This is a genomic window from Okeania sp. SIO3I5 (assembly GCF_010672085.1).
Lineage (GTDB): Bacteria > Cyanobacteriota > Cyanobacteriia > Cyanobacteriales > Microcoleaceae > Trichodesmium.
Map to the genome: position 1 here is coordinate 1 of NZ_JAAHHT010000383.1, position 5,870 is coordinate 5,870.

A 5,870-nucleotide genomic window follows, 5' to 3' on the forward strand; every position below is an offset into this window, starting at 1 on the left:
GACAACATAGACAAGTTATGTTTTAGTCTTGAATCGGCTTTTTCAGGAGAAAAGTGTATTGAAAAACACACTTTTTTATGAATGTAGACAGAATTCTTCCTCCCCCTCCTCCCCATCCTCCCCATCCTCCCCCTCCTCCCCCTCCTCCCCATCCTCCCCATCCTCCCCCTCCTCCCACAAGGGTTTCAAGAGTTCCTTATAAGGGATAGCTTTGAAAGGGGAGAATAGAAGGGCAACGTCGGGAGTATGTCAATATTACAATCTGAAGTGCGGAATGTGGGTTTTACAGCGCTTTTCAGATTGATGAACCACATCGTTACAAGCAAAACCCTGTAGGGGCGATTTCCTAAGGTCATGCTCCTAATTACGCGGAAAGCCACAGCATTCGGAACGAAATCGCCCCTACGACTCCTGACTCCTCAAAAACCTAGATATTTGTAGCAAACATTTATCAAACTCGTATTACTTCAGCTCGTGGCCTAAAAATTGGATGTACATTTTACCACAAAAATCCAAGAAAATGTTGATAATTATTTCAATTTAACTAAATTGTAAATATTCAAGTTGAAGCGATTATTTAAGATTTGTGGAAATTAGTTATCAATAACTATATATGCCAAATCTATATATTATTATCATTCTTGTGATGTCAGGTTTCTCTGGCCTAGGCTTATGTTTGAAGATAATTTAAGAAGTAAACTGGGTATGTCCTTTCATTAATGGATAATGGATAATGGATAATAGATAATGGATAATTATCTCTTCCTAAAAGGGAGAGGATTGACTAAAAGAAAAAAATTTATTTCTCTTAGTCGATTGGATATGCCGTTTAGCTAGCGCAAAACTGCGTTAACGCTCCGCGATATGTAACGCGTAGCGTCCCGGAGGGAAGGAGACCCGAAGAATGCAGAGCCGCTTCCTCTTACAGAGGAGCTGCGCTAACGCTAACGGCATCCCACCCTTCGGGAAGCTCCGCTTTTCATGTCGCGCAGCGTTAACGTAGTTATGCGTAGCAAAACGACCGCTTTTTTCCCTTTTATTGGAGAGGCTTTTAGAGCTGAATTATTTAATTATTAATTATTAATTATTAATTATTAATTATTCGGTAAAATTCTGGACTATTGACCTAGACAACTTTAATCTTTGTCATAACTAATTTATTAAGTTAAGTAAAGGAGTACGATCGTGGAAGAGAAACAGGAGACTACACAACAAGTAGGAGTAAACCCTACAGAAGTTGGTCCTTTAGCTAAAGTGCCAAATTCAGAAGAAACATCCGATGGGTTTCAAGATGTCAAGAACCAAGTATTGGAAATATTATCAGAACTACCAGCAATTATTACTGGTTTTTTTGGACAATATCAAAAGCCAATTGTTACTTTGGGTCTAATTGTGGCAGTCATTATTAGTTTGAAGGTAATGTTGGCAATAGTTGAGTCATTAAATGATATTCCACTGCTAGCTCCAACTTTTGAGTTAATTGGTATTATCTATTCAGGCTGGTTTGTATATCGCTATTTACTTCGTGCCTCTAATCGCCAGGAGTTATCAGCAGAACTTCAAGCTTGGAAAGATCAACTATTTGGTGATAAGCCATCTGATAGTTAGGCATTCTTGATTGAAATTTAGAATTGAAAATGTAGAATTTATAATTCAAGGTAAATCAGGACTTACGCAAAATATCAAATCATACACCATCTGTAGCGGCGAGTAGCGACTCGCCACTACTAGACATGGTGGTTCTGCGTAAGTCCTGTAAATTTACCAATTCTGAATTCTACAAGGTAAATTTACCAATTCTAAATTCTAAATTCAGAACTCTCAAAGGTGAATATCTACAGGAAATTTAAATTGTTTTCGGGTTAATACCCTTAATTTCTAGATCAATCAAGCCTTCATTCCAAATTTCTAAATTCCAAATTTCTAAATTCTAAATTCTTAAGTACAGATTTCTTGTAGAGTCTGGGCAAAGTTTGGGTAAGAAATACTAGCAACTTCAGCTTGATTAATGTTCGTAGTTCCAGTAGCATTCAATGCAGCGATCGCTAAACTCATAGCTATTCGATGATCCCCATCAGTCTCAACATCCGTACCAGTTATAGAAACACCACCAGTAATTTCCAAACCATCAGGCAGCTCAGTAACTCTTGCCCCCAATTTTTGGAGCTGAGTGGCCATAACTGCCAGGCGATCGCTTTCTTTAACCCGCAACTCAGCAGCATCGCGAATCACAGTTGTCCCCTCAGCAAACATAGCAGCTACCGCCAAAATCGGAATTTCATCAATCAACCTAGGAATTATAGAACCTGAAATTTCGCAAGCTTTCAATGGACTGTAACGTACTCGTAAATCTGCCACCGGTTCTCCCGCCACAATTCGCTGATTTTCCTGTATAATATCAGCTTCCATTATTTCCAATACTTCCAAGATACCTGTACGAGTAGGATTAACACCAACATTTTCAATTACTAATTCTGACCCAGGAACAATAGCTGCTGCTACTAACCAAAAAGCTGCCGAGCTAATATCACCAGGCACAACTACATCTTGGCCTTTAAGTTTAGTTGGACCTGTCACCGTCACACTATTAGTTTCTGGGTCAACTTGAATTTCTGCTCCAAAAGCTTTTAACATTCTTTCACTGTGGTCTCGCGATAGAGCAGGTTCAGTTACCGTAGTTTTCCCCTCTGTCATTAAACCAGCAAACAAAATACAAGATTTCACCTGAGCTGAAGCAATGGGAGAATGATAATGGATTGGTCGTAACTTTTGTCCCTGAATTGCTAGAGGTGCTAAACTATTCCCTTTTCTTCCCCATATTTGACTGCCCATTTGTGTGAGTGGCTGAATAACACGGGACATTGGACGTTGTACTAAGGAGCTGTCCCCTGTCACAGTAAAGAAATGTTCGGGATGGGATGCCAAAATACCTAACATTAGTCGCATTGTAGTGCCAGAATTACCACAGTCCAAAACACGAGATGGTTCTGTGAGATTATCTATCCCTACGCCATGAACTTCTACTAACTCTGTATTGAGTTGGGAAATATTAGCACCAAGAAGAGAAAAACATCTTGCAGTGCTATGGGGATCTTCTCCTAGGAGTAAACCTTGAATATTAGTTTGGCCTTCAGCGATCGCTCCTAGCATCAGAGCGCGATGAGAAATTGATTTATCTCCAGGAATTGAAATATTACCTTTGAGAGATAGACCATTATTTGGTCTTTGAATTATCAAAGTTTCCTGACTATTTGTAGTTTGTATACTAACGACGGCAGCTACCATAAAATCAACTATAATTTGGCACGGCCATAATATTATAAAATAGAGGGGACTGTAGCGAGTGAGTACAATAACTAATCATCCATCAATAGACATCTCTAGAAAAGAGGGAATAGGTATGGAGGGAATAGGGGGAAATAATTAATGATTTATGTATAATAATTGATTGGATTTTTTATTGTTGGAGATGTCTAATAGTAATTGTCTGATCATAATTTCCTCAAATATTGCAGAGCGTGATTTAACAGGTCATTTCAGTTATCAGTTAGTAGTGACACTTCGCGAAATAAAATCAGGTTTAACACTTAATTATATATTTGAGGGAGATTGTTCATAGAATTTTGGGTCCGATTGAATATTCAAGTAATTACAGAACTATGAACATATTTTAGATCGCCCAATTCAAAATCATCCCCAAATTTCAATAACTATAACGTTGCAGTTCAGGGTCTGACCCCTCATTTAGTTCCCTAACCCTCATCTCATATCAAATCCGGTTAAATAGTTATTCTATAGTTGGTCGGAGGGTCGGAGGGGAGATTAAATATTCAAGTAATTATAGAATTATCAACTTAATGTTATATAACCTGATTCTATATAAAATTAGGTTGAAGACTTAATTTTATATTTGAGGGAGATTGTTCATAGAATTTTGGGTCCGATTGAATATTCAAGTAATTACAGAACTATGAACATATTTTAGATCGCCGATTCAAAATCATCCCCAAATTTCAATAACTATAACGTTGCAGTTCAGGGTCTGACCCCTCATATAGTTCCCCAACCCTTATCTCATATCAAATCCGGTTAAATAGTTATTGTATAGTTGGTCTGAGGGTCCGATGGTCCGATGGTCCGATGGTCCGATGGTCCGAGGGGAGATTGAATACTGAAGTAATTGAAGTAATTAGGGTTTGCTGATTAAATATCAAATCCTTTTCAGGTAAAATTTTCAGCCTTTTTAGGTATTGAAAAAAATCCAAGCTTAATGGTCTGTGCGGTTCAAAAATGAGCGTATTTTTGGCAGAGACTTAGACAGAAAAATTGAGGAAAAATTCTTACTCCTACCTCCTCGCTCATTCCTCGTTCCTACTGACTCCGTACGGACGTTGCTTGAGCATTAATGCGTTTCATGTCGCTCCGCGTTAACGTTTGCTCCGCATTCCCTATATGAAAGTTGTGCTTTAGCTAAACGTCCCTACCTCCTGACTCCTACCCCGACCACAAGACTTTTGAGCGCAAACCCTAATTATAGAATTATCAACTCATGTTCTATAACCGGATTCTATATAAAATCAGCTTGAAGACTTAATTATATATTTGAGGGAGATTGTTCATAGAATTTTGGGTCCGATTGAATATTCAAGTAATTACAGAACTATGAACATATTTAAGAGCGCCCGATTCAAAATCATCCCCAAATTTGAATAACTATAACGTTGCAGTTTAGGGTCTGACCCCTCATTTAGTTCCCCAACCCTCATCTCATATCAAATCCGGTTGAATAGTTATTGTATAGTTGCTCTGAGAGTCCGAGGGTCCGAGGGTCAGAGGGGAGATTGAATATTGAAGTAATTACAGAACTATGAACATATTTTAGAGCGCCCGATTCAAAATCATCCCCAAATTTGAATAACTATAACGTTGCAGTTTAGGGTCTGACCCCTCATTTAGTTCCCCAACCCTCATCTCATATCAAATCCGGTTGAATAGTTATTGTATAGTTGGTCTGAGGGTCCGAGGGTCAGAGGGGAGATTGAATATTGAAGTAATTACAGAACTATGAACATATTTAAGAGCGCCCGATTCAAAATCATCCCCAAATTTCAATAACTATAACGTTGCAGTTTAGGGTCTAACCCCTCATTTAGTTCCCCAACCCTCATCTCATATCAAATCCGGTTGAATAGTTATTGTATAGTTGGTCTGAGGGTCCGAGGGTCAGAGGGGAGATTGAATATTGAAGTAATTATAGAATTATCAACTATATAACCTGATTCTATAGAACCCATTTGGGATCTATGATTGGTCTGTCTGGTCCGTGTGGTCTGTGTGGTCCGTACAGGACTAAAAAAATGTAGGGTTGTAAATATTCTCTGACAACAATGAATGAGCAATGCCTACTCCCCCGCTTCCCTACTCCCCTACTCCCCTACTCCCTACTCCCTCTTTTCTAGAGATACCCTTAGGGGTTCTATATAATAACCGCTCTTATTAATTGGTTTTCCAATTGCGCCGCTCCCCTCCCCTAATAGCTGCCCCTAGGCGAGCCAACGGGAGAGCGCGGGTCAAGGGCTAACGTTGAGATAAATAAAATAGGAAAAAAGGTTTTAATTTGACTATATCTAGGATATAGGCTCTATCTCCAAGAACAAGAAATGCCAGTTTTGACATACTCCCGACGTTGCCCTTACGGGACTTATAGGGATTCTTCAGTCTGGGAAACCCTGACCGCTGTTTAGACAGAGGTGATGTCCTCCCCCTGTGTTGACATTGATAATAACAAAATTCTCCTAGCTTGTGTCTTGGGCCTATGAATGTTTAGCTTATGAAGGTATCCGAATCCTGGCCCTGGCTTTCATCCCGAC

General features: G+C 39.2%; 2 protein-coding genes. One reads left to right on the forward strand and one right to left on the reverse strand.

What is annotated here, in order from left to right; genetic code table 11:
* Positions 1 to 1,185 precede the first annotated feature (1,185 nt).
* Positions 1,186 to 1,608 carry a CAAD domain-containing protein gene (locus F6K40_RS38245; protein ID WP_293144935.1) on the forward strand — a complete coding sequence of 141 codons (423 nt, stop codon included), beginning with the start codon at positions 1,186 to 1,188 and terminating at the stop codon, positions 1,606 to 1,608.
* A gap of 330 nt (positions 1,609 to 1,938) precedes the next feature.
* Here F6K40_RS38245 and aroA read toward each other — a convergent pair whose 3' ends face one another.
* Complete coding sequence (gene aroA, locus F6K40_RS38250) at positions 1,939 to 3,285, reverse strand: 3-phosphoshikimate 1-carboxyvinyltransferase (RefSeq protein WP_293144938.1); 1,347 nt, start codon at positions 3,283 to 3,285, stop codon at positions 1,939 to 1,941.
* Between the last annotated feature and the right edge of the window lie 2,585 nt (positions 3,286 to 5,870).